Source organism: Actinoplanes sp. ATCC 53533, from assembly GCF_003947245.1.
The window spans coordinates 14,591-34,985 of sequence record NZ_QHHV01000043.1 but is presented as its reverse complement, the minus strand read 5'-3'; the positions used below and the strand labels follow the sequence as shown (position 1 = coordinate 34,985).

Genomic DNA, 20,395 nt, shown 5'->3' with positions numbered 1-20,395 from the left:
ACCAGCCCGTCCGTGACGTCAGCCAGGCTCGCCAGTTCCGCGTACCCCTGTTCGACGGCCGATCGAACGGCCTCCTCAAGTGATGCCGCCTCCGTCGTCTCGATCACGAATCACGCTCTGCGATGGACCCGCCCGGAACAGTCACAAGGACCGTTCTTACGTGACGGCCAAGCCCTCGACAAGACTCCTTATGGCCATGAACCGTCGCCGTACGTCGTCGGCGTGCCCACACTTCTTTCACCTTCGAACGACCGCCTCGGTGCGTGGTTTCGTCGCCCTGCTCAATCGGCCTGCGCTTGGCCGAGCAGGTCGACGCTGACCTGGACAACGCCTCTTGATCGGGGAGCAAATGACGGCAATCGCCCGCCTCCAGGTGCACGAACAGCGCGACTTTGCCGGACTGCGCCGGACGCGGCGGCGGATCGACGAGGCCCACCGGACGCGAGTCAGGTCCCCCGCTGCAGGAGCACCAGATCCTCGGCAACCAGCGCACCAATGGGCTACTCGGCAACTACACCGCGCCGGCGCGGGTGTCCGGCCTGGTACGCCCGGATCGCCGGCGAGGCTCGATCCGGAGGCCGCTGCGTTCGTCGACCGCGTCTATCTGCCGCACCTGACCGGCTCAAACCCTGCCCCTCGTCCACCAGTCCCGGGTTGCGTCCAGCAGACGCGGCTCTCGGCTCCCGAGATACTAGAGCGCATCTGACGGATCATCGGAGGGCTCGTCCGGACCTCCGGCGGCCATGGCTCACCTGGGCCGAACGAATCGCTCCGGGAGCCAGCGACATCAGCCGCTGATAACCGTTCTATCAGGCCTGGCCACTTGAGGTGCCGGCGACATAGGTACCCCGGCCGACAACGGTGACCACCATCCCGCGCTCGCGTAGCAGCTGGATGGCTTTGCGGGCGGTGCCCCGGGCGACGCCATACTCCTGTACTAGCTGGTTCTCCGAGGGGATCGGCCGGTTCGGCAGAAGGTCGCCCGCCTCGATACGTGCCTGGATGGCCTCTGCCACCTGCACGTACAGCGGAGTTGGCCCTTCGTGGTCGATCACTGTCTGACCATCCCACTGGTCGGAGAGCCATGACCGTCGAGGGGGAACCATGGTGAGCCATGAACAGGCATGGTGAACGGGCGTAAGCTCTCAAGCAGTAGCGAGTACCGCTCGGGCACGGTGCAACAACCTCGCCGGCTGATCCGGAGGGCAACGCGCCGGACCCGGCCCGGTAGCGCGCGCCCGCCGATCTCGCGTGGATGGCTGACCTGCCGGCCGAATCGGCGGGCGCCGGACCTTCAGCGACGACGGGAACCTCGGCGCCCCGCAGCGCGGGGTCGCGCCAGTGCTACCTGACGCCTGGCGACAGCGTCTACCTAGCCGCAGCAAGGGTCCCGTCCGGCAGAGCGCTTCATCGCCGGCCGGCAGTCCGCCAGGACCGGCGCGAAAGAGTACCTGACAACCGACACGGGGGACGACATGAGTGACACCGGCGGAACCTTCAAACGATGCGGATGCATCGACCCAACGACTGGGCGGCGCTGGGGCGAACGCTGTCCACGATTGCCCGAACCCGACCATGGCAGCTGGTACTTCGCCTGTACGACCCGCGACCTGCTGGGCCGGGCCGAACGGGTCCGCCGCGGCGGCTTCCCATCAGAGGGTGCCGCCGGCAAAGCCCGCGACGAACTCCTGCAGCTGTCGTGCGAGGAACGCACCGGACAGAACTGGACCGTCAAACGATGGCTGCAGCACTGGATAGCCGGTCGCACCCGGCTACGGCCGACCACGACGGCGAACTACACCCACGACATCCAACGGTTCCTGATCCCGATCATCGGCGGCCTTACCCTCACGGAACTAAGCACCCGGCAGCTCACCGCCGCGTTCGCCGAGATCGGCAGGGCCACCAACCGGTACGGGCTCCGCCATACCGTCTGCACGCTGCAACATCTCCACCGAACACTCCGGGCGGCGCTCAACGCCGCGGTCCGCGACGGCGTCATCGCCACCAACCCCGCCACCGGCGTGGAACTACCGGCCCGCGAACGCCCCCACGCCGAGGTCTGGACAGCGCCGCGCGTGGCCGCGTGGCGAGCTACCGGCGAGCACCCCGTCGTCGCGGTCTGGACACCCGAACAACTCGCCGAGTTCCTGCACTCGGTACGCCACGACGGACTGCTCGCCCTGTGGTGGCTACTCGCCCTGCGGGGCCTGCGCCGCGGCGAGGCCGCCGGCCTGCGGTGGATCGACATCGACCTCGACCACGCCCAACTGGCCGTCACCCGCCAACGCACCACCGCCGGCTACACCGTCCATGAAGGACCGCCGAAGTCCGCGACCAGCCGCCGGGTCGTCGCCCTGGACGCGCACACGGTGCAGGTGCTGCGCCTGCACCGTCGACGTCAGCAGCGGCAGCAGCAACGCCGTGACGACGCCGGCAAGCCCTGCCTGCCCAGCGGGTACGTCTTCACCAGGCCCGACGGGACCCCGTTTCATCCCGGCTACTTGACTCAACGATTCCGGCTTCTCCTCGACCGGGCCGGCCTGCCACCGATCCGCCTGCAGGACCTGCGCCACGGAACGGCCAGCCTCGCCCACAGCGCGGGTGCCGATCTCAAGACGATCCAGGACCTGCTCGGGCACTCCACCGTCGCCCTCACCGCGGACGTCTACACCAACGTGCTCCCCGCCGCTCAACGCAAGGAAGCCGAGGCCACCGCTCGGCTGATCCTCGGCGTCGCCGACCGGCCTGCGATCCGCCCGGTCAGCAAACGTGTCATCCACCGTTCACGACGTCCGGAAGCGGGCTCTCGGGGCTGTTGGGAACTCGACGCGGCCGATATCCCGGCAGCGAGCCGTAGTCATGCCGCACGCGGCACCACCGCGTCCCGGCGCACCGCCCGACGGTAGCCGTCGCCATGGTCAGACCATCCGACCGGGAATCAGACGGTTGACGCTCGGGTCCGTTCCACCGCCCGGAGCAGACAAAGGATGTGGCCTGCGAAAACGTGGGCCACGTCCATGCGCCGTCCCATTCGCGAACAGAAAATTCCCATTGTGTGGGACCATGGTGATCCGAAGGTGATCCGCCGTTCCGTAACCGTCCGGAGCCGGAAACCACTGACCGCCTCGAAGACATAGGCACGACCCTATGGAATGCGGCAGTCACTCACCTGTATAGCCGCACGGAGCAGCGGATGTGGCCGGCCAGCCGTATTCCCTGCTCAACGCGCATTCCCCAGGGACTCAAGCGCCCGCTACCCACTGGCGGCCGTCGCCTTCATCGGACAGGCCATCGGACGCGAATCAGATGGGTTGGATCCTTGAGCCCGTTCGCCTGCCCGGAGAGTTAAGGCCCTGACCTGTGGAAACGTGGGCCACGGCCACGAATCGTCCCATCCTCGAACCCAGGAATCCCACTTTCCGGGATCGTGGTGATCCGATGGTGATCCTACGTCCTGTAACCGTCCGGAGCTGAAATCACCGAACACGTGGCCTCTGAACTGCATAAACACGACCCGCGAGTGGGGCAGAACCGTGACTCACGGTAGCCCCACACAAAGAAGGGAATATAGCCAAACGACTATATTCCCTGCTCAAGTGGTGCGCCCGAAGGGACTCGAACCCCTAACCTTCTGATCCGTAGTCAGATGCTCTATCCATTGAGCTACGGGCGCAGATCTAACCACTCTCCGCACCGGCGCGTGATGATGCGCCCAGCGAGTCGCGGTTACGTTTCCGCTGGTCCAGGCGTTGCCATGCTCCCGGACCTGCTAGACGACGACTCTAGCATGTCGCCGAGTGGGGCCTGCGTGCCGGCCGCGTCGTGCGGCCGGCCTGCTCAGCCGCGGTACCAGGTGCGGGTGCTCGTCCGGGTCACGTTGCCGAGCTTGTCGTACGCCCTGATCTGGATTTTCATCGTTTTCGGCCGCTTGTTGGCGTTGAAGCTCAGCAGGTACGCCGCTGTCGTGTCCTTGGCGACGATCTTGCCGTTGATGATCAGTTCGACCCGTGCGATGCCGCTCGCGTCCGTGGCTTTGACGGAGATCTTGACGGTGCCCTTGACCTTCGCTTTGTTCTTGGGCGCCTTGGTGATCGACACGGTGGGTGCCTTGTTGTCGGCGATGACGGTCCGGGGGTAGGTGCGGGCGTTGCCCAGTTTGTCGGTCAGCTTCCAGCTCAGATTGACCTTTCCGCTGAACGTGCCGGTCTTGACCGGGAGCGAGTACGGCGCAGTGGTGTCCGCGCCGACGTACTTGCCGTTCGACCAGAGCTCCGCCCTGGCGACCTTGGAAACGTCGGTGACACCGCTCAGGCTGGTCGTGAACGTGCCCCGCACCTTCGCCCCGGAGGCCGGGTTGATCGCCGTCGCCGTCGGTCCGGCGTTGTCGACTACCACCTGGCGCGTGACCCGGACCATGTTGCCCGCCAGATCCTCGGCGACAACCTCGATGTCACCGGACGCCGGTGGGACGATGCGGGCCTGCCACGACCACAGCCCGACCTGCTGCATCGGTACGCCGTTGGCCTCGACGGACCGAAGTTTCTCCCGGTCCGTCTGGGTGAAGAGCACGTCCACCGCCCCGCGCACGTGCCTGCCGGGCACCGGTTCCTCGATCACACCGGTCGGGGCGACGTCGTCGACCACGACGCCCCGGGTCAGGTCGGTCAGGTTGCCGGCCGCATCGAACACGTTGACGTAGATCTTGCCGTCGGAGATCGGCGTGACCCGTCCCGTCCACTGCCGTGGGCCGGTCTGCGTGAGCGCGATGTCGTTGGCCCGCACCCGGCTCAACTTCTCGTCGGTCGTCGCGGTGAAGACGACGTCCACCGGGCCGCCACGCACGATCGCACCCTCGATCGGCGCGTCGATCGTGCCGGTCGGCGCGATGGAGTCGACCCACACGGCCCGGGTCTGCTCGGCGCTGTGCCCGGCATAGTCGTAGATCCGGACCGTGTACGACAGCCGGCCGTTCCATCCGACCGGCGGGGTCCCGGTCAGCCCTTGCCTCGACCAGACGTGGTCACGCCGTACGACCGTGCCGGCCACCTCCAGTTCGGAGCGCTGTACGGCGTGATCGTCGAGAAACGTGAGATCGGGGTGGAAGGGCCCGCCGGTCACCAGTGGCACGTAGCCAGAGCCATAGGTGCTGATCTTCGGTGCGATGTCGTCGGTGCCCCCGAGGCTGTACAGCAGACCGGCGGCGTCCAGGATCGGCGCATCCTCGGGATCCATGGTGTTCTCGCGCCCCGCCGAGGCGAGAACCGCCGAACGTAGGTCAGCCGCCGAGAGACCCGGCCGGGTGGACAGCCCCAGCGCCGCGACACCGGACACCAGAGCCGCGGAGGCAGAGGTGCCCGCCAGTACCTGTGCCTGCGACTGTGCGTTCAGCGCGAGGTACGAACGGTTGGCCGCGACATCGACCCATTGAAGGCGCTTGGAATTGCGGTTCGAGGCGTTCAACGGAACACCTCCGGGACCGGACGATCCCACGGCCAACGCCGGTTCGAACGCCGCGGGGTAGTACGGGTCGACAGTTGCATCGTCACCCACAGACGCGACGACCAGGGCGCCCCCCGCAGACGCGCGCGCTACGGCGTCCTCCAGCACCCGGCTGGGGGTACGGGTGCTCAGCGACAGGTTGATGATCTGCGCACCGTGCTCGGCTGCCCAGGCGATGCCGGCCGCGACGGTCGAGGCGGACCCGGCCGCGGTGCCGCTGGTGCGGTGGCTCAGCACCCGTACCGGCATGATGCGGCACTGGCCGCAGACGCCGACGCCGCCGATCTGGTTGCCGTGCTGAGCGGCGATCGTGTTGGCCACCAGCGTGCCGTGGTTGTCGTCGTCGGCCGGGTCGTCGTCGCCGTCCACGAAGTCGTAGCCGGGCACCAACCGGTCACCGCCGAGATCCCCGGTGGCGGAGACGCCGGAGTCGACGACGGCCACCGTGACCGATGGACTGCCGGTGCTCCAGGTCCAGGCCGCCGGAATCTGGTTGTAGATACCCGAGCTCCGGTTCGCAGGCTCATCGGGGTCGACCGCGGCGTCGGCGCTGACGAGGACGTCGAGCTCCGCATAGCGCACCGCCGGATCGGCGGCGAACGCGGCGCGCGTGGCGTCCCAGCCGGCCGCCGGCACGTCGACGGTGATCGCGTCCAGCCCCGGGACGGCCTTGGGCCCGGACGCCTTGTCACCCAGTCTGGCCACGACGGCCGCCGGATCAGCGCCCGCGACGAGCCCGACGACCAGCCGGGTTGTCGAGGTGTCGGCCGCGGACGCCGGCGCGGCAGCCAGCCCGACGAGCAGAACCGCGGTCAGGCAGGACGAGGTCGCCCAACGGGTTCGGCTCATTTCCGGTACCACGTACGGCTACTGGTGTACTTCACGTTGCCGAGCCGGTCGTACGCCCGAACCTGCACCTTCATCGTCTTCTTCTGCCTGCTCGTGTTGACGCTGAGGACGTACCCGGAAGCGGTGTCCTTGGCGACGACCTTGCCGTTCACGATCAGCTCGACCCGCGCGACGCCGCTGGCGTCCGACGCCTTGGCGTAGATCCTGACCGTGCCCTTGACCTTGGCCTTGTGCTTCGGCGCCTTGGTGATCGAGACGGTCGGGCCGGTGTTGTCGACGGTCAGCGTGCGCGCCGCATACGTCAGCGCCTGGCCGAAGCGGTCGGTGACCTTCCAGGTCAGCGACAGCTTCCCGGACGGGCCGGTCCGCACTGCCATCGCGTACGGCGCGGTCTTGTCGACGCCGACGTATTTGCCGTTGGCCCACAGCTCGGCCTTGGCCACCCCGCCCTCGTCGGTGACGCCGGACAGCGTGCTGGTGAACGTGCCGCGCACCGTCGCACCCGAGGCCGGGGTGATCGTGCCGCCCATCGGCGGGTGGTTGTCGACCCGCACGGTGCGGTTCAGGGTCAGGCTGTTGCCGACCTTGTCCACGAGGACGATCTGGATCCGGCCCGTCTGGTCCAGCGCGATTTCGCCCTGCCACCGGTTCGTGCCGTCGACCCGGGTCAGCGAGCAGCCGCAGGCCTCGGTGTTGTCCTGGAAGATCGACTTGACGTAGGCCAGGTCGTTGTCCGGCGTCGTGATGCTCACGTCGATCGTGGCGCCGTGGACCACCGCGTCCGGCGCCGGCGCGACCCAGACCCCGGTCGGCACGGTGGTGTCCACATTGACCATGGTGGTTGCCCGGCCGGCGTTGCCGGCGTAGTCGTAGGCGACGACCGTCACCGGCAGCGGGCCGTTGTAGCCCGCCGGCGGGCGCACCGTGATCTGCGAGCCGGGGCGCTCCACGACGATCGGGGGACGGCCGTCGACGAGCACCTCGATGCGTTCCACGCCGTGATCGTCCGCGGCCTTCGGCGTGGCCGTCTCGCCCACGGCCACGACGGTCTCGTTCTCGGTCAGGCCGGTCGACGTGACCGTGGGCGGGACGGTGTCGGTGCCCCCGAGGTCGTACATCATGTGGGCCGCATTGATCAGCGGCGCCTGGTTCGGGTAGGACGTGCTGAGGTGATCCTCGGCGTCCCGTTCGATCACCGCACGCACCTCGTCGGCGGATGCGCCCGGCTTCATCGCGAAGGCCAGCGCCGCGATCCCCGAGGTCGCCGCGGTCGCCCCGGAGGAGCCGGAGATGCCGGTCCACCGGTCGTTCCGGTCGAACACGATGAAGTTGCCGTAGGAGGAGACGTCGACCCACCGGTCCGTCGCACTGTTCTTCGCCGGCGTCCCGACCTGGCTGACGGCGAGCGCGGACTCGACAGCGGCGGGATACCGGTGTGCCGTCGACCGCTCGTTACCGGCCGAGGCGACGACAAGGGAACCTCGGGCGGCGGCGTATTCGACTGCCTGTCGCAGCAGCCGGCTGTCCGACGCCGTGCTGAGCGAGAGGTTGATCACCTGGGCGCCGTGGTCGGCCGCCCAGGCGATGCCCGCGGCTACGTTGCCGGTCGTGCCCTCGCGGTCACCCAGCACCCGCACCGGCATGATCCGGCATTTGCCGCAGACGCCGGTCATGCCGACGCCGTTGGTGCCGTCCGCACCGAGGAGATTGGCCACCAGGGTGCCGTGGCCGTTGCCGTCCGCGGCGTTGGAATCGTCGTCGACGAAGTCGTATCCCGGCACCAGCCGGTCCGCGGCGAGCTCGGTATTGGGGCTGACGCCGGTGTCGACGATGGCCACCGTGACGTCCGCGCTGCCGGTCGTCCAGGTCCACGCCTGCGGAATCTCCATCGGCGTGAAGCTGTTCGGGACGGAGTCGCTGTCCGCCCCGACCACGGCGCTGCGCTCGGCGAACCGCACGTCCGCGGCGCCCTGCAGCAGGCCGAGGACCTCGTCGGCCCGGTCGGCGGGCACGTCGATGCTGATCGCGTCCAGGCCCCGGACCGGCCGGCTCCGCACCACGCTGCCGTTGAGTGCGGCGACCACAGTGGCCGGATCCACCCCCGATGCGACGCCGACGTCGAGCTGGACCAGCGCCGCGTCCGCCGAAGGTGAAGCGGCTACAGCGGGTGATGCCAGGCCGGTGGCGAGCAACGCCGCCACCAGACCGGAAGAGACAGCGCGCAAGGTTCCCCCGAACCGAAGATCATGGATGTCTGCGCACGGTACGACACCGTATCGACGTTGCGCATCAGCCTTTCGGCGTGCTTCTCCGCGGAGAGCCTGATCAGGCGGCGCTGCGAATCCTTCGGCGGGCGTCCTCTATCCCGTCGCGGAGGTCGGCGAGCGCCCAGCGTTCGGCGGGTGTGCCACCGAGAATGATCACCAGGGCGTCGAGGCGGTCCACCGGGGGCAGCACGTTGCCGGCGAGATATTCGCCGATGATGCCGTGTGACGATCCCAGCTTCACCGCCAGCTCGCGGTAGGTCAGTGGGCCGCCGGGATAGCTCCGCCCGTGGCGCCGGCGCAGCAGCCGGAGCAGCGCACCCAGCTCGGACAGGGTGGCGGCGGCGCGGGCGAGATCCGCGAAGGCCTCCACGGCAGTCACTGTGGTGCCTTTCCCGACGGGCCGGGCTCTGCGGGTGCGGGCATGGCCGCGCCGATGCTGCCGAGCGCCAGGCCGAGCTGGAAGCGGTTGTCCACGCCCAGCTGGTCCATCAGGTTGCGCAGGGCGTAGGTCACGGCGCGGCGGCTGATCTGGAGCTCCCTGGCGGCGTCCTCGTCGCTGCGGCCCTCGGCCAGCAGACCGATGAGCGCGCGCTCACGCGAGCCGATGATGAGAGTGGACACAGCGGGCTCCTTCGTCTGGTGGGGGATCCGCGTGCTGAGCGTAGGTGGCCGTCACGCCCGCGCGTGGGCCTCCGGGTGACTCGTTGCGCAGCTGCGCAACGAGTCACCGGGCCGGTCAAAAGCAGGTCCCGCACGCCGGCCGGGGACCGTTTCCCACACCTAGGGCCGGGCCGCGCGCTCCCGTGTAAGGCGACGTGACCACGTCCTTGTCGACCAGGGGATCGTCCGTGGGCAGCGGGTACAGCACGTCCTCGTAGGTCGACTCGCCCTCGGTGACCACGGCGCGATAGCAGCCGACCCGCTCGTTGTCGCCGGCGAGCACGCAGAGGCCGAACTCGCCTTCCTCGGTCGGGAGCGCCGCCATGCCGAAATGGCTCACCTCCCCGACCGCGGTGGAGGCGAACAGCCGGACGTTGTAGCCGGGGGCGTACCCGGTCGCCTCGTTCGGGGAATAGGTGGCGACCCGGAAGCCGCCCGCCTCGACGACCGGGCCGCACTGCGAGACCGTTCCCTCGACCGTGTTGTACAGCCAGTTGAATTCCAGCATGACGCCGGGCTGCATCGCCTCGACAGTTACGCACGGAGCCATGGTCCAGTTGACCGGGCCGGCGGCGCGGGCCGGTGCCGCCGACCCGGCCAGCAGGATCCCGGTGATCGATGCGGTGGCGGCCCAGCGGCGTGCGTTCGTCGCCATCAGGAGTCCTTTCGCTGCGGTCGGATGGTTGGTGACAACGGCACCGCCTGTGCGGCGCCGAGGAGCAAGGCCAGTTGGAAGCGGTTCTCGACGCCCAGCCGGTCCATCAGGGCCCGGAGCGTGTAGCCGACGGTGCGGCGGCTGATGCCCAGGGAGGTGGCGGCGGCCTCCTCGCTCAGGCCGGTGGCCAGCAGCGTCACGATGCCCTTCTCGCGGTGGCTCAGGACGATCGGCGGGATGGCTTGGCGGCGTGGATCGACGGCGGTGCTCCAGATCCGGTAGAAGAACTGCGTGAGCGACTCCACCGCGTCGGCGTCGTCGATCTCGATGGCGCCGGCTTCGAAGTTGGCGGGATCAGCGGGGAACAGCGCCTTCCGGCGGTCGAACACCATCAGCTTGAGCGGCAGCGCCGAAGCCTGGCGGTGCTCGATGCCGGCGATGAAGGTCGTGTCCTGACTGCCGTCCTGGGGGATGAGACCCAGGGTCCGCAGCCGCACACCCCTGGCGACGAGCGCCCGATCCAGCGGGCCGGCGGCCGCCGCCACGTCGGCGCTGAACACTTCCTCGGTGTTGATGGTGAGGTGCTCGTGCCGCTCCCCGGCGACCAGGTCGGCGATGCGGTCGCGCACGGACGACCGGCTCGCCAGCCGGTGAACGGCGGTGTCGGGAATCCGTTCCAGCTGCAGGCCGCTGACCGCGGCCAGGTGCCGCCGGCAGTGCAGGTTGAGGGGTACGGCCGCGCGCGGTCGCCGCGCCCGGGACATGACGACGTCGACGTCGACCGCACTCCACCTGCCGTCGCGACCCCGGTACGCCGGCCGCGCCGCGCCGAAGCCGGCCAGCTCGTCCAGGGCCCGGCTGACCCTGGCGGCGTCGACACCGAGCTGGCTGACCAGCTGCCGCGGTGTCGCCGGGCCGGTCAGCGCGAGACTGCGGTAGATCAGATCCGCGTACGAGGAGAGGCCCCAGCGTCCGAGAGCCGGCACCACGGGCTCACGGTCGGCGGTCCTGCCGGTGTTGTTCGCCTGCCGCATAAGTCGTCTCCCACAGCGCCCCACTACGCCATGGCCGGGACCCGGCCAACGGATCTCGTCCGCGCTGATTGCACATTCGCGCAGCGGCCGTCGCCCCGCAAGAAGGCCGCCGGACCCGATTGCGCAGTTGTGCAAGCGGATCGGGTGACCCTAGCCACCTCCGGGAGCACTCGGCGGGCTGGTTGGACGCGGTTGGACAGAATTGGACGCCGGGAGGGCTTGTGAACAGCGAACGCGATGCGCGGTTCCATGACTTCGTCCTGGCGCGCCGGGCCGGGTTGGTGCGCACCGCCACCCTGCTGACGGCCGGCGACGCGCATCTCGCTGAGGACCTGGTGCAATCGACGCTGACCAAGCTGTATGTCGCCTGGCCCGCCTTTCAGCGTGCCGACAATCCGGACGGCTACCTCCGCCGGGTGCTGGTCAATGCCCTCACCGACGAGCGGCGGCGGCAGTGGTGGCGGCGGGAGCGGCCGACCTCCGATCCGCCCGACCGGCCGATCCCCGCTCAGCCCGGGCCCGGCGAGGTCGACGACCGGTTGCGCACCGCGCTGCGTGAGCTGCCGCCACGGATGCGGGCCGCCGTCGTGTTCCGCTACTACTACGACCTTGATGTCGCTGACACCGCCGAGGCGCTCGGGTGTTCGCAGGGCACCGTCAAGAGCCAGACCGCCCGCGCTCTGGACCAGCTGCGTGCCGCCCTTCAGCCGCGTCCCACCGAGCAGAGAGTGACGTCGTGAGGGAGGCCGGGCCCAGCCATGCAAAAGGCCGTGAGCGGAAGCTCACGGCCTTTTGGGCAAGTGGCGGAGACTCCGGGATTCGAACCCGGGAGGGGCTATAAAACCCCAACCGCATTAGCAGTGCGGCGCCATAGACCGGACTAGGCGAAGTCTCCTCGGGGACCTTGCAGGCCACCGACGGTTGAGGATACCGGACCGCCCGGGGGCCCGGCAAAGAGGTTGCCCATCGGGGGTGTCCGGCCCACGCCGATCATCGAAATCCGCGGAATTCGACGGACCGCACTGTCGTCCAACAGGTCAAACGGCCGCGGCCCGACTAGGCTCCCTCGGCATGGAGGAGAACGAGCCGAAGCAGCGCCGCCCGCGGACGTCGAACCCGGCGTTCAGCACGCCTGAACAGCCCACTCCCCAGAAAAAACCGGCGAAGGCACCCCCACCGGTGACCTTCCGGCCACCGGCGGACGACAAAACCGCTTCCGGTACGGGCACAGACGCACCACAAGCAACACCGTCGACCCGCCAACAACGGGGTCCGGCGAAGTCGACGCCACGCAAATCAGCCCCGCGGTCCCCGGCGAAGTCCACGCCACCGCCCGCAGCGAGCGCGCCCCACCCTCCGGCGCAGGCGCAGCCGACAGCCGCACCGCCCACGAAGGCGACCCCGCAGGCCAGGACAGCCCCGGCGAAGCGCACACCCCGGAAGGCCACAGCCTCCGCCAAGGCCGCGCCCACCAAACCCGAACCGGCCAAGGCCGCAGCGACCGTCGAGGCCGCGCCCACCAAACCCGAACCGGCCGTCGAGGCGGCGCCCGCCAAACCCGAACCGGCCAAGCCCGCAACGACCGTCAAGGCGGAGGCGGCCAAACCTGAACAAGCAAAGGCGGCGACGACCGTCGAGGCGGTGGCCGCGGAGATCGCGCCTGACCTGGTCAAGCCGAACATGACAACGGTGCCCGACGAAACCGCCGCACCGGCTGCCGCCGCACCGGCTGGCGACGCACCTGACATGGCACGTGGCGGGGCGACATCCCCGGCTGCCGAGCCCCCGGCCACGGCGCCGGGGCAGCCGGGGGCTGCCGTCCCCGTTGGTCCGACCCTGCCGCGCGCCACCGGTTCCGTGACGGACACCGTGTCCGCCGCCCGGACCGAGGCCTGGGCCGCCCTGATCGCCGATCCCGGCCACTGCCCCGAGCTGCTCGCGGTGGCCGCCACCCAGACCATCGGCCCGCGCGCCATCCAGTGGGCCGGCCGCACCCGGGCCGCCTACCCCGGCGCCACGCCCGATGCCCTGGCCCGGCTGGCCGTGCGGCAGTTCACCCGGTTCGGCAGTGTCAGCAGCATCTTCGCCGCGGTCGCCGGCTCGTACGCGCCGGTCGCCCTGCTCGGGGCGGCCGCGTTCACCCACGCCGAGCTGGCGCTGCACGTCGCCGCCGCGTACGGCCTGGACCCGACCGACCGGGAGCGGGCGGTCGACCTGCTCGTGTTGACCCGGGTGCACCCCGCCCGGGAGGACGCGGAGGCGGCCCTCGCCGCCGCGGAGCAGCACGCCTACGAGCAGACCGGGCTGACCGACGCCACCCGGCGGCTGGGCCGGATGCTCGCCGCGCAGGCCGGCGGCTGGGCGGCCGTCCGGGTGGTCAATCGCTTCTTCCCTGGCACCGGCCTGCTGGTCGCCACGCTGGCCAGCCGGGGCGCGGCCCGGGCCATGGCGGCGCGGGCCACCGTCCACTACCGCGATCGGTATCGGGCCGTGGTCAGAGCCAGCTGAGCCACTCCTTGGGCAGCAGCGTGTAGCCCACGAAGGCGGTGATGTCGAGCAGGCTGTGCGCCACGATCAGCGGCATGACCCTGCCCTTCCGCAGGAAGAACAGGGCGAACACCACGCCCATCACCGCGTTGCCCACGAACGCGCCGAAGCCCTGGTACAGGTGGTAGGAGCCGCGCAGCACCGCGCTGGCCGCCACGATGTAGCCGAGCCGCCAGCCCTGCTCGCGCAGCCGGGTCATCAGATAGCCGACGACGATCACTTCTTCCAGGATCGCGTTCTGCATCGCCGCGATGATCAGGACCGGGATCGCCCACCACACCGGTTGCAGCGCGGCCGGCACGATCTGCGCGTTCAGGCCGAGCGTCGCCGCCGCGTACACCAGGAGCAGGCCGGGGATGCCGATGGCCGCAGCCAGTGCGGTGCCCCAGCCGGCGTCGCCGGCGGGGCGCCGGAAGTCGATGCCGAGCGTGCGCGCCGGCTCCAGCCGGTCGCGGTTCAGGAGATAGAGCGCGAGCAGGACCGGGACGAGCGCGAAGAAGATCCCGAGCAACTGGTACGTGAGATCGAGGTACGGCCGCGGCGACTGCGACGGGTTCAGTGTTGCGGTCTGCTGGGACAGCGGTTTGCCGGCCGTGAGCTTCGCCACCAGTGACACCGCGGCATAGACGGCGGACTGGCCGAGCGACAGCAGCAGGACGACCGCTATCTCCAGGCGTAGCTGGTTGCGGGTTGCCGGGGGGCGATCAAGAGCTACCGTCACGCGACCACTCTAGAAGCGGCTCCACCGTTCGAGTGATCTCACCCATGCACATTCGGACCTATCGGGGCAAGCGACGCGCCGTGTGTCGGGAATTATGCGGCGTACATCGCACTTCGCGTGCGATGCGTCACCCGCTGCTTTCTCCACGCTGTGGGCATGGGAGACCTCGCTCGTTTGCTCAAGGAGAGTTGGAGCCTCGTCGAGGAGCATCAGGACAAGGTTGCCGGCTACTTCTATGCGCGGATCTTCCTTTCCCACCCGGACCTGCGGGACCTGTTCCCCGTGCACATGGACGTCCAGCGCGCCCGGCTGCTCGGCGCGATCGTCACCGCCGTCCAGACCCTGGAAGATCCCGAGAAGTTCGACGACTATCTGCGGGCGCTCGGTCGTGACCACCGCAAGTTCCACGTGGAACCGGCACACTACGAGGTCGTCGGAGGGGCGTTGATCGAGGCGATGCGGCAGTTCGCGGGCGAGCAGTGGGGCATCGAGTACGACCAGGCGTGGGCCGACGCGTACGCGGTGATCGCGGCCAAGATGCTCGCGGGCGCGGAGGCGGACACCAACCCGCCGTACTGGTATGCCGAGGTCATGGCGCACGAGCGCCGCTCGACCGACATCGCCGTCTTCACGGTCGCGCCGATGCAGCCGTTGGAGTACCGCGCCGGCCAGTACCTCAGCATGGAGTGCCCGCGCTTCCAGCCCCGGCTGTGGCGGACCTACTCGCCGGCGAACGCTCCCCGGCGCGACAACACCCTGGAGTTCCACGTCCGGGCGATCGGCGCCGGTTGGGTCTCCAGCGCGCTGGTCCGCCGGCTGGAGGTCGGCGACATGATCCGGCTGGCCGCGCCGATGGGCTCGATGAACCTGGACCGCCGCTCCACCCGGGACGCCGTCTTCGTGGCCGGCGGCACCGGCCTCGCCCCGATCAAGTCATTGCTCGAGGAGCTGACCCGCTACAACCGGACCCGCTGGGTGCACGTCTTCTTCGGCGCCCGCACCCGCGACGACCTGTACGACCTGGCCGAACTGAACCGGCTCGCCGCCCGCTATCCCTGGCTCTCCGTCGTGACCGCCTGCAGCGACGACCCGACGTTCCCCGGCGAGCAGGGCAACATCTCCGACGTCGTGGCCCGCTACGGCCCGTGGAACGAGCACGACTTCTTCGTCTCGGGCTCGGGCCCGATGGTCAAGGCGACCCTGAAGACCCTGGCCGAGTTACAGGTCCCGTCGGTGCGGATCAAGTACGACAGCTTCTCCGACTAGTAATTCCACGGCTGGCCGGCCTGGCGGTATTCCTCGATCGGTACCAGGTTGGCGCCCGGCACCATCCGGTCCACGTACAGCCGGCCGTCGAGATGGTCGATCTCGTGGCTGACCAGCCGGGCCATGGCCTGGTCGAAGGAGGTGATCACCCGGGTGCCGTCGAAACGGGCGTGCTCCACGTCGACGCGCAACGGCCGGACCACCAGGCCGCGGTAGTCGAAGAAGGAGAGACAGCCCTCGTACTGCTCGTCGGACTCGCTCGACTCGTCGACGACCCGCGGGTTCAGCAGGACCACCGGCTCCGCGCCGCGCTCGGGTGGGCGCACCACGGCGGCGGCAACCGCCAGGCCGATCTGCGGCGCGGCCAGCCCGACCCCCTTGCTGAAGTCGTGCAGGGCCTCGAGCCGGTCGAGGACGGCCCGGAGGCCGGTGACCGCGTCGCGAGCGGCCAGCTCCTCCCTGGGCAGCTGGAAGTGCCGGGCGCGCTGGCGCAACAAATCAGCGCCTCGCTGCACGATGCCGATTCCGCGCATCCGCTGGCTCGCTCTCAGCTCGTGACCGTTGATCCTGGCCTTGGGGACTCCTTCGTCCGGGGTGGTCGGTGCGGACTGGCCCCGGAACCGCCACTCGAGGCGGTACCGGGCGTTGAGCAGCGGCGCGTCGGTCGACCATTCGAAGACCGCGCGGCGCGCGTCGTTGTGGCGCTCCAAGGGGGTACGGACGGGCACCTCGGCGGCGAGCGACGTCTCCACGCCCCAGACCTGGGGCTCGAACTCAACCGGGAAGTTCAGCCGCACGGTGAGATTGCGGGTGGGCAGGCGGACCGCCCGCTGGAACCACTGGCCCCACTTCTCCTCGCCCACGGTGTAGGCGTACTCGATGGTGGTGCGTTCGCCGGGATAGAGCGGGAACTGGCCGTGGTCGTTGGCGAAGAGCAGCCAGACCTCCTTCGCCGCGTCCCGGTCCAGCTTGAGCCGCCACTGCATCGGCTCGGTCGCCGGGCCCTCGCCGGCGACCGCACGCAGGTCCATCTCCTCGAAGCTGAGCGGGTGCCGCCGGTGGTGCCGGTTGGAGCCCTGCGGGTCGTGCGGATATCGGTCGACCGAGATCTTCACCAGATAGCGGGTGACCGGCTCCACCCCGGCGTTGTAGAGAGCCCGCCGGATCACGCATCGGTAGGCCCCCTCGGTGTACGTGAGCTCGGCGACCTCCTGCTCGACGATGAGGCCGGTGCCCGGCGGCATCCACTGCGCGGGCACCGGCGGGTCACGATGCAGGACGGGGCCGCGGGCGTGCCGCAGTTCGTCGTACTCCTGGAACCGCTGCCAGATCGCGCCGCCGGCGGCCAGCACCGCTTCGGCGCGCCGCGCGAAGTCCTCGGTCGGTTTGTGCCGCCGGCCCTCGACGTGGCTGACGTAGGACGGATCGAAGCCCATGCGCCCGGCGAGCTGCTTCTTCGTCATCCCGCGCTCGACCCGCCATTGTGCGAGCGCCGACACGAAGTGGTCGGCTGCCCTCTCGACTGGCGAGGTGGTCATCACGGATGTCCCCTTTGCGACAGGAATTTCAGTGTCCATGTCATCCGGTGTCCGCAAGGGGCTAGTAGCGCGTTGCCGACAGATGCCTTGACGAAACCGGCAACGGCGCAACTCTCGGTTAGGTCACCCTTGCAGGGGGTATTTGTCGCAAGAACACCTGTCTGGGGCGTGGAAAGTGACGGTTTGGCTGGCGTGGTTAGGTTAGCCTTAACAAGGTATGGTGGGCCGTCCTGACCAGCGAGGCATGGCGAGGTGACAGTGGTGATCCAGCGGATGAAGCCGCTCTCCCCCTGCCTGAGCGGCGCTGCCCAGTGACCACCGCGCTGGATCGCGCCCTCGCCGATCACTCCGCCTTCGCCCGGCAGCCGCTCGCGCCGGTGACGGCGACGCTGCGGGCGATGTTCGGCACGAGCACGGAGCTGCCCGGCCTGGCGCCGGACCTGATGGTCCCGGACCCGACGGGCTGGCTGCCGACCTCCGACCTGACCGGCCACCACCTGGGCACCCTGCTGGAGTCGTCCCGCGAGCGCTGGCAGGCCCAGCCGCACGCCGCGGCCGCGCTGGCATGGAAGGCCTACACCTACTGGCTGGCGCTGCCGGCGGTGCTGGGCTGGGCGTCCGCGCGCCGGGTGCCGCTGCTGACCGGCACCGACGTGCTGATGCACTTCAACGACCCGCGGCCACTGGTCACGCTGGGCCTGCGCCAGGACATCACGGTGGCGGTGCTGCCGTCCGACCCGCTGGCGCTGAGCGGTCTGGCCCAGGTCCGGGTGGTCCCGGACGAGGCCGCCCTGCTGGAGGAGCTGCGCCGGTCGCTGCTGGACGAGCACCTGACGCCGCTGCTGGACGCGATCCACACCAGGGTCCGGCTGGGCAAGCGCACGCTGCTCGGCTCACTGTCGTCCGGGGTGGCCTACGCGGTGCTGCGGTCGGCCGACGCGCTGCCGGGCTCGTCGGCGGAGACGATCGCCACGCTGCTGGGGGCGCTCGGGGTGGCCGACCTGATCGAGCTGGTCCCGGGCCGGGCGGGAAACCTCGACGTGCGGCGCAAGACCTGCTGCCTAGCCTTCACCCTGCCCAAGCCCAAGGTCTGTGCCGGCTGCTGCATCTCTGCTTGATGGCTCTGTCTGATGGCCTCGCTCCGCTCGGCGGGCAGTGCGCCCCAGGAGGTCGTTGTCGAGGTCACCGAAACAGACCACGGCAAAGAGCGCCTAGTCTGTTTCGGCGCCCTCGACAACGACGGGCGCACTGCGACTTTGGTTGCGCTGACTTTGGTTGCGCTGGCTTTGGTTGCGCTGCGGGAGATCCTTGCGGCTACTGGTTGGCTTTGTCGGCGTCGACGAGGTTTTTGACGTCCCAGATCCAGGCGCCGCCGGTCCAGGTCGGCTGGAAGCCCAGCAGCTCCGTCATCGCGCGGAGCATCTCGATGTCGCGGACCTGCGGGGTCAGCACCACCACCGCTGCCTTCCAATACCGCAGGTCGGCCAGCGTCATCTCGCGGCGGGTCTCGGAGATCTCCGGGGTCGGGTTGCCCCGCTTGATCGACGCCATCAGGCCGCTCGTCGGGCGCCACGGCGGCGCGAAGAGAGCCGAGCGGTCCGTCGGGTCGAGCGGATTCTGGTTCGGCAGCAGGGCGTAGGCGCTGGCGATCCGCATCTCCTGGCCGGTGTAGGCGCTCCAGCGCAGCGGGTCCGGATATGAGCTGTCCGGCAGCGGCAGGGCGACCAGCGTGTGGTCGTCGTCGACGTACTGCTTCCAGGCACCCGAGGTCACGAACTCCGGCACCGGGTCCATCGGGACCGTGCGCAGCGGGGTCGGCACGAGCGGGACCAACGCCATGGCCACCGCGGTGATCATGGCGACCCGGACCGGGCCGCGGGTGGCCGGCTGGGACTTCATCAGGTCCGAGGCGCGCTGGCAGCCGAGCGCCAGCATGACGCCGACGATCGGGGCGATCGCCAGGGCCCAGCGGGTCGGCACGGCCGAGTTGAGGATCGGGACGCTGTGCAGCAGCGACCAGAGGCCGGGGACGCCGGTGTCGACCCCGTTCAGCCGGATGCGCGGGCCGAGCGACATCGCACCGAAGAACAGCGCGACGCCGGCCATCGTGACGATCGCCACACTGCGGCGCATCCAGGCCACCAGGCCGAAGAAGAGGATGACCAGACCCCAGCCGAAGAACGCGTTCTCCTCGGCGGCGTTCTGGGCGAGGCGGCCCGCGGTCAGGCTGTTGCCGGCGACCGAGCGCTGCGCGTACGCGGTGAAGGAGCCCAGGTCGGCGCCGAAGTATCGGACGAACTCGGGCAGGCCGTGGTAGCTCTGCGGCCCGAAGAACTGCACGTAGAGCGGGTATGCCAGCAGGGCCAGCGTCACGGAACCCGCGACGCCCAGCCCGCGCAGGAAGGCGGCGATCTCCCCGGGCCGGTCGGCGCGCCGCGAGATCGCCATGACCAGGCAGAAGATGCCCAGGCCCACTGCGGTCATGAAGAGGATCTCGAGGTTGATGAACGCCTGCCAGACCAGCAGCGCCGCGAGCAGCAGGCCGTTGCGGACGGCCCGGCCCTGGGCCCGCAGCGCGAGCGTGCGCCAGATGATCAGCGGCACGAGGAACTGCGAGACGATGTTCGGGTGGCCGCCGGCGTGCGAGATCATGCTCGGCGCGAACGTGGCGAACAGCGCGCCGACCCAGGCCGCGAGCCGTGAGCTGACGAACTGGCGGGACAACACGAAATACCACGAAATACCGGTGGCTGCCAAGGCCAGCGTAAGAAACGCGTTGAACGCCACATGCGGCCCGAACATGGCAGTGACGGGCGTCATCGGCAGTGACACCGCCAACACTGACGTGTTGGCCATCATGTTCACCCCATCGGGGTAATTCATCCGGTCCGAGAAGAACGGATAAACGCCATCCGTGAGCACGCGGGCACCGTGCGCCAACATCCACTCAAAGAATGCCTGATCCTGTGGATCATCGCGCAACTCATGATCAAGATTGAGCCACAACGGGGCCGTGATGAAGAGCGCTACCGCAATGAAGGTGGCTATTGCGAGAACATCTCGCCAGGTGAGAGAGCGCCACCAGCGAGGCGCCCGCACCGGCGCCAGCTCGGCCTCCGGCGCCGCGTCAACTGCGGGTATGACCGATATCGGCGCGGCGGCGACCTCGGTTTTCAGCGCGCGCAGCTCCGCGTCCAGGTCTTCGGCGTCGGCGGCGGAGGCGGGCGGCAGAACGTTCCCGCCGGCCGGCTGGCCTGTCGAGTCAATACCCGTAATCGTCATAGCATCGGCGAGCCTAACCGAGGTTGGTAACAGTGTTGTGACGGGCGGCGCAGGCGTGATCGAGCCGATATCTA

15 protein-coding genes and 2 tRNA genes are annotated in these 20,395 nt (G+C 69.4%); 5 read left to right on the top strand and 12 right to left on the bottom strand.

Annotation, left to right across the window (positions count from 1 at the left end):
• Nucleotides 1–809: 809 nt before the first annotated feature.
• Nucleotides 810–1,055, bottom strand: a complete 246-nt coding sequence (locus DMB66_RS15600; protein WP_199752376.1) for a GntR family transcriptional regulator — start codon at nt 1,053–1,055, stop codon at nt 810–812.
• Nucleotides 1,056–1,559: 504 nt separating this feature from the next.
• On the opposite strand from DMB66_RS15600, the gene DMB66_RS15595 reads away from it, so the two are divergent.
• Nucleotides 1,560–2,909, top strand: a complete 1,350-nt coding sequence (locus DMB66_RS15595) for a tyrosine-type recombinase/integrase (protein WP_233624581.1) — start codon at nt 1,560–1,562, stop codon at nt 2,907–2,909.
• 691 nt (nt 2,910–3,600) lie between these two features.
• On the opposite strand, the gene DMB66_RS15590 is transcribed toward DMB66_RS15595, so the two are convergent.
• From DMB66_RS15590 to DMB66_RS15560, 7 genes are all read right to left on the bottom strand, one after another.
• Nucleotides 3,601–3,676 (bottom strand) — tRNA-Arg (locus DMB66_RS15590).
• 164 nt (nt 3,677–3,840) lie between these two features.
• Nucleotides 3,841–6,351, bottom strand: a complete 2,511-nt coding sequence (locus tag DMB66_RS15585; RefSeq protein WP_125804804.1) for a S8 family serine peptidase — start codon at nt 6,349–6,351, stop codon at nt 3,841–3,843.
• The gene (locus DMB66_RS15580) at nt 6,348–8,576 is read right to left on the bottom strand and encodes a S8 family serine peptidase (RefSeq protein WP_125804803.1); all 2,229 of its coding nucleotides are present in this window, start codon (nt 8,574–8,576) and stop codon (nt 6,348–6,350) included. Before DMB66_RS15580 ends, DMB66_RS15585 begins: the two co-directional genes overlap by 4 nt.
• A 100-nt stretch (nt 8,577–8,676) precedes the next feature.
• Complete coding sequence (locus DMB66_RS15575; RefSeq protein WP_158647251.1) at nt 8,677–8,988, bottom strand: helix-turn-helix transcriptional regulator; 312 nt, start codon at nt 8,986–8,988, stop codon at nt 8,677–8,679.
• A 5-nt stretch (nt 8,989–8,993) separates the two neighbouring features.
• Nucleotides 8,994–9,239 carry a helix-turn-helix domain-containing protein gene (locus tag DMB66_RS15570; protein ID WP_125804801.1) on the bottom strand — a complete coding sequence of 82 codons (246 nt, stop codon included), beginning with the start codon at nt 9,237–9,239 and terminating at the stop codon, nt 8,994–8,996.
• A gap of 115 nt (nt 9,240–9,354) precedes the next feature.
• A complete protein-coding gene (locus tag DMB66_RS15565) occupies nt 9,355–9,933 on the bottom strand; it encodes a hypothetical protein (protein ID WP_125804800.1) in 579 nt (192 codons plus the stop codon).
• Complete coding sequence (locus DMB66_RS15560; RefSeq protein ID WP_125804799.1) at nt 9,933–10,967, bottom strand: LuxR C-terminal-related transcriptional regulator; 1,035 nt, start codon at nt 10,965–10,967, stop codon at nt 9,933–9,935. The genes DMB66_RS15565 and DMB66_RS15560 overlap by 1 nt, the downstream gene beginning before the upstream one ends.
• A gap of 221 nt (nt 10,968–11,188) precedes the next feature.
• Here DMB66_RS15560 and DMB66_RS15555 point away from each other — a divergent pair, with 221 nt between their 5' ends.
• Complete coding sequence (locus DMB66_RS15555) at nt 11,189–11,707, top strand: SigE family RNA polymerase sigma factor (RefSeq protein WP_125804798.1); 519 nt, start codon at nt 11,189–11,191, stop codon at nt 11,705–11,707.
• A 61-nt stretch (nt 11,708–11,768) separates the two neighbouring features.
• Here the strand turns inward: DMB66_RS15555 and DMB66_RS15550 are convergent.
• Nucleotides 11,769–11,862 (bottom strand) — tRNA-Ser (locus DMB66_RS15550).
• Between the two features lie 962 nt (nt 11,863–12,824).
• Between DMB66_RS15550 and DMB66_RS15545 the strand changes: the two genes are divergently transcribed.
• Nucleotides 12,825–13,475: a hypothetical protein gene (locus DMB66_RS15545; RefSeq protein ID WP_125804797.1), complete on the top strand. Its 651-nt coding sequence runs from the start codon at nt 12,825–12,827 to the stop codon at nt 13,473–13,475.
• Here the strand turns inward: DMB66_RS15545 and DMB66_RS15540 are convergent.
• Nucleotides 13,462–14,235 (bottom strand): CPBP family intramembrane glutamic endopeptidase, encoded by a 774-nt coding sequence (locus DMB66_RS15540; RefSeq protein ID WP_125804796.1) that lies wholly within the window; start codon nt 14,233–14,235, stop codon nt 13,462–13,464. The genes DMB66_RS15545 and DMB66_RS15540 overlap by 14 nt on opposite strands.
• A 156-nt stretch (nt 14,236–14,391) precedes the next feature.
• Here DMB66_RS15540 and DMB66_RS15535 point away from each other — a divergent pair, with 156 nt between their 5' ends.
• A complete protein-coding gene (locus DMB66_RS15535; RefSeq protein WP_125804795.1) occupies nt 14,392–15,501 on the top strand; it encodes a globin domain-containing protein in 1,110 nt (369 codons plus the stop codon).
• On the opposite strand, the gene DMB66_RS15530 is transcribed toward DMB66_RS15535, so the two are convergent.
• Nucleotides 15,498–17,039, bottom strand: a complete 1,542-nt coding sequence (locus DMB66_RS15530; RefSeq protein ID WP_125804794.1) for a peptide deformylase — start codon at nt 17,037–17,039, stop codon at nt 15,498–15,500. The two genes, DMB66_RS15535 and DMB66_RS15530, sit on opposite strands and share 4 nt — an antisense overlap.
• A gap of 398 nt (nt 17,040–17,437) precedes the next feature.
• Between DMB66_RS15530 and DMB66_RS15525 the strand changes: the two genes are divergently transcribed.
• Nucleotides 17,438–18,157, top strand: a complete 720-nt coding sequence (locus tag DMB66_RS15525) for an IucA/IucC family C-terminal-domain containing protein (protein WP_125804808.1) — start codon at nt 17,438–17,440, stop codon at nt 18,155–18,157.
• Between the two features lie 196 nt (nt 18,158–18,353).
• Here the strand turns inward: DMB66_RS15525 and DMB66_RS15520 are convergent, their stop codons facing one another.
• A complete protein-coding gene (locus tag DMB66_RS15520) occupies nt 18,354–20,321 on the bottom strand; it encodes a hypothetical protein (RefSeq protein WP_125804793.1) in 1,968 nt (655 codons plus the stop codon).
• Nucleotides 20,322–20,395: the final 74 nt, after the last annotated feature.